Below are 4371 nucleotides of genomic sequence, written 5' to 3'. Positions count from 1 at the left end.
CGTTTGCGATTTTTGCGGGAGCAACTGTGTTGTTCTTGTTGTTGTGGCGAGGGAGCTTGCTCCCGCTGGACCGGGCTGGCGCTCCAGTGCGCAGCGCTCCCCGGATTTTGGGGCCGCTACGCAGCCCAGCGGGAGCAAGCTCCCTCGCCACAGGTGTTTAGAAGTCCCAGCGCGTGGTCACCATGAAGTTGCGGGGCTCACCATAGGCGGCGGAGTTATAGAAGCCGATGTTGGTGTAGTAGGACTTGTCGAAGATATTGTTGACGTTCAACGTTGCCGACAGGTTCTTGCTGATCTGATATTTGCTCATCAGGTCTACCAACCAATAGGCCTCCTGGGAAAACTCTTCATAGCCGCCGCGCGGAGAGTTATAGATGTCCTGCCAGCCCACGCTCTGCCAGCGCACGCCGCCGCCGACGGTCAACTTGTCCAGGTTGCCCTTGAGTTTGTAGGTGGTGTACAGCTTGACCTGGTCTTCAGGCTCAAACGTGGAGATCTTCACGCCCTGGTCGTCGCGCACAATCTTGTGGGTGTAGCCCGCCTGCAATTGCCAGCCCGGGGCGACTTCACCGGACATCTCCACTTCATAACCCTTGGTCACCGCCTTGCTGCTTTTATAGGCGTAGTTGTTCGGCGTGGGTGTGAGGTTGTTGTATTCGTCATCGGACAGCGCGCGATTGGACTCATGGATCTCAAAGTACGCCGCGCTGGCGTTGACCCGTCCGTCGAGGAAATCGGCCTTGAGCCCCACTTCCCAGTTCTGGCCTTCGTCCGGTTCGAGCAGTTTGTTGTCGCGGTCGCGGTTGTAGTTTTCCTGGGGCATGAAGATATCGGTGTAGCTGGCGTAGAGCGCGTAGGTGTCATTGAGGTCATAGACCGCACCGACGTACGGCACAAAACGTCCGGACTCGCGATAGTTGGGGTTGTAGCCGGTGACCTGGTAGTTGACCACGCGTCCGCCCAGCAACACTTTCAGGTCATCGGCAAGGTTCAAGCGGGTGGTCAGGTAGGCGCCGGTCTGGCGCACGGTGTCGTCGATCAGCGATTGCGCCTTGCCCCAATCCGGCATCGTCCCGTGGCCGTGCCAGTTATTGAAGTCGACGAGGTTGGGGGCCAGGTTCCAGTAGCCTTTGCCTTTCCATTCCGATGCGCTGATTGAACCGCCCAGCACCAGCTCATGTTCGCGCCCGCCGAGGGTGTAGGGGCCGCTCACATACAGGTCGGCGGAGTCGCTGACGGTTTCCCCGGTGTATTTGCCCGAGGTCAGTTGCGCGGTGCCGTCCGGTTGCGGCTGGTCGCCCTGGATCGAGCCCACCAACGCGTGGTAGCCGTTTATCTTGTGGTCCAGTTGCAGCTTGCCCACCCAGCCATTGCCCAGGTCATGTTCGAGCATGGCGAAGACGGTGCGAGTGTATTGCTCCCAACTGCTCCATTCGGCAGCGTCGTTGAACGAGCGCTTTACGCTGTTGCGATTGCCCTGGGAGTTGATCAGCGGAAAGCTGCCCGACCAGGATGAGCCTTTGGGCAGGGTGTCCTGATAGTCGCCGCCGACGGTCAGCAAGGTATCGGGCGACAGGTCGAACTCCATGATGCCGTAGTACACCGGGCTCTTGCGCGAATAGTGGTCCATGAACGAATGCTTGTCCTGGTACGCCGCGACCGCCCGGCCGCGCACATTGCCGCTGTCGGTCATCGGGCCGCTGACGTCCAGTTCGCTGCGGTAGTTGTCCCAGGAGCCGGCGCCGAGGGTGGCGTGTCCCTGGAAGTCCGCGGTGGGTTTTTTGCGCACCAGGTTGATGGTTGCGCCGAGTGAGCCTGCTCCGGTGAGCAGGCCGGTGGCGCCCTTGAGCACTTCGACGCGGTCGTAGATGGCCATGTCGCTCAGGGTGTTGCCGGCCGAATAGGCGACGTTGCGCGCCGTGGACGGAATGCCGTCGTACTGGAAGTTATTGATCGAGAAGCCGCGCGCGTAATAGTTGCTGCGCTCGGTGTCGAAGGCCGAAACGGTGATGCCCGGCGTATGGCGCATCACATCGTCCACGTTGTTCAGGCCGAAATCATCCATGTGCTGGCGGGTCACCACCGATACCGACTGCGGGGTTTCCTTGGGCGTCAGTACCAGGCGCGTGGAGGTTGCAATCGTGCCGGGCGTGTAGGAACCGGTGCCCTCGGTGACGTTGCCCAATTGGTTGCCACTGACTTGGGTCGGGCTCAGTTCCAGGCTGTCGCCGCCGGCGACCGGGGCAGGTTGCAGCGCGTACACCTGATTGCCTTTGACTGCGCGGTAGCCGCTGCCTTGCAGCAGTCTGTCGAAGCCGTCCTGGATGGCGTAGCTGCCTTTCAGGCCCGGGCCCTGGAGGCCTTCCAGCTCGCGGGATTCAAACACGATTGCCACACCGGCTTGCTGGGCAAACCGATTGAGCGAACTGCCCAGCGGCCCGGCGGGTATATCGTAAATGTGGGCGACACTGACAGTGTCCGCCAGGGCCAATTGGGCCGTGAGCGTAGTAGCGGCAATGATGGCCAGGGACAGCGGCGCGCTTTTCAGCAGTCCAAAGCGCCCGCGTGGCAAAGAAGGGGAGTGCATGGTGAAGGCGGTCCTTTATAGGTCGAATTACCTTCCTTGACGGGCAGCTGCGAAAAAACCGGAAGCAAATGCGAATAATTATTTATTGGGGACTGGTGCGGGCTCCACGACGATCAGCCAAGGCGTAAACGTGCGTATCTGGATGGGCAGGGTTTGCGCGAGCAGTTGCAAGGCGTGATCGCTGTCATCCAGCGGGATGACCGCGGACACCCGCAGGTTTTGCAGCGCGGCGCGGTCGAAATGCAACAGGCCGGAGCGGTGCCGCGAGATTTCATCCAGCACCTCGGACAGCGGCCGGTTTTCCACCACCAGTTGATGGCGACGCCAGGCTTCGTTGATGCTCGCGGGGTCGACACGGCCGACCAGGCGCACATCCTGGTCGCGGAGCAGGGCCTGGGAGCCAGCATCGACTTCCAGCACTTGCCCGGAGTGGGCGCTTTGCGCCGCCACCCTGGACTGGAGCATGGTCAGCACCGTGGTCTCGCCTTCACGCTTGACCACAAATCGCGTGCCCAGTGCGCGCAAGGTGCCTTGTGGTGTCTGCACGATAAACGGCCGCGTGCTGTCGTGGGCGACTTCCAGCAGGATCTCGCCTTGCAGTAGTTCGATGCGGCGCCGTTTCCCATCGAACTGCAGGTTTGCCGCACTGATGCCGTTCAAGGTCAACGTCGAGCCGTCGGCCAGGCGCAGGGTTTGCCACTGGCCAGGGCCGTTGCGTACATCGGCCATCCATTGTTGTGGATACGGGCTGACCAGCAGCGCCGTAGCAGGGATCGCCAAGCTGCACGCCAACAGCAGCGCACGTAGCGCATTTTTGCGCCGATGGGATTTCTGATGGGCAAACGCTGCATTCAAGGCGGCCCGCGCCGGCGACTTTTTACCGCGCAGGGCCTGCATCCGCGCAATCACTTCTTCCATGCGGGCAGCAGCTGCGGCGTGGTGCGGGCCTTGTTGCTTCCAGCACTCGAATGCCAGGCGCTGGGCTTCGCTCAGTTCACCTTCGTGCAGGCGCAGCATCCATTCGGCGGCTTGTTCTTCGATGGGGTGGCGGGTGTCGGACATGGGCAGTCAAGTGTCCACACTGTGGCTGCAATGCATGAGCGCCTGGATCAGGTATTTGCGCACGGTGCGCTCTGACAGCTTGAGCTGCCGGGCGATTTGCTGCTGGGTCATGTCTTCGAGGTAATACAGCACGAACGCCTGGCGCGAATATTCGTGCAGGCCCTCCAGGATAAAGGCGATCTGCTCCAGGGCTTCGAGGGTGGTGTGGACCTGTTCCGGGGATTGGAACCCTTCAAGAGCGTCGACCGTCAGCGCCAACTCTTGCAGATAAGCCTGTTCGATCTGTTTGCGCCGAGCCTGGTCGATGAGCAAGCGCCGGGCGGTGGTGCTCAAATAGGCCCGGGGCTCGCGGAGGGTTGCCACCGTCTCACGGGCATTGAGGATGCGCGCGAACGTGTCCTGCGCCAGGTCGGCGGCGTTCTGTCGGCAGCCCAGTTTGCGTCGCAGCCAGGTGAACAGCCAGCTGTGATGCTCGGTGTAGAGCAGGGCAATTTCCCGTTGGAATGGAGGTTCACCCGCAGACATAGGCGTGGCTCAGGCGTTATTGAGAATGGTTTTTAATTGTGAGGCCAAGTGTCAGGTAAACGCAATAGACTCGCGTTTGCGGGGCGCAAACCCTGTGTTTACGGGGTTTGCGCCGCTTTGGAGAAATTATTTTAAATAAAGTGCATTTAAATCAAGACATTGCGGATTTTTGGTGTATGATGCCGCCCACACCGAAA

At 60.7% G+C, this 4371-nt stretch carries 3 protein-coding genes; all 3 read right to left on the bottom strand.

Going from position 1 to position 4371, the window contains the following annotated elements; genetic code table 11:
* Positions 1-157 precede the first annotated feature (157 nt).
* Positions 158-2587 (bottom strand): TonB-dependent siderophore receptor, encoded by a 2430-nt coding sequence (locus DYL61_RS31060; RefSeq protein ID WP_135311564.1) that lies wholly within the window; start codon positions 2585-2587, stop codon positions 158-160.
* 78 nt (positions 2588-2665) lie between these two features.
* Complete coding sequence (locus DYL61_RS31055; protein WP_135311563.1) at positions 2666-3649, bottom strand: FecR family protein; 984 nt, start codon at positions 3647-3649, stop codon at positions 2666-2668.
* Positions 3650-3655: 6 nt separating this feature from the next.
* Positions 3656-4174 (bottom strand): sigma-70 family RNA polymerase sigma factor, encoded by a 519-nt coding sequence (locus DYL61_RS31050; RefSeq protein ID WP_135311562.1) that lies wholly within the window; start codon positions 4172-4174, stop codon positions 3656-3658.
* Positions 4175-4371 lie beyond the last annotated feature (197 nt).

The organism is Pseudomonas nabeulensis, from assembly GCF_004682045.1.
GTDB classification, from domain to species: domain Bacteria; phylum Pseudomonadota; class Gammaproteobacteria; order Pseudomonadales; family Pseudomonadaceae; genus Aquipseudomonas; species Aquipseudomonas nabeulensis.
The sequence above is the reverse complement of the archived record's forward strand: the minus strand, read 5'-3'. Positions and strand labels throughout refer to the sequence as shown.

What these genes read in the sequence shown, in the direction of transcription:
- DYL61_RS31060 (WP_135311564.1), bottom strand. Translation starts at nt 2,587, where the DNA reads ATGCACTCCCCTTCTTTGCCACGCGGGCGCTTTGGACTGCTGAAAAGC.
- DYL61_RS31055 (WP_135311563.1), bottom strand. Translation starts at nt 3,649, where the DNA reads ATGTCCGACACCCGCCACCCCATCGAAGAACAAGCCGCCGAATGGATG.
- DYL61_RS31050 (WP_135311562.1), bottom strand. Translation starts at nt 4,174, where the DNA reads ATGTCTGCGGGTGAACCTCCATTCCAACGGGAAATTGCCCTGCTCTAC.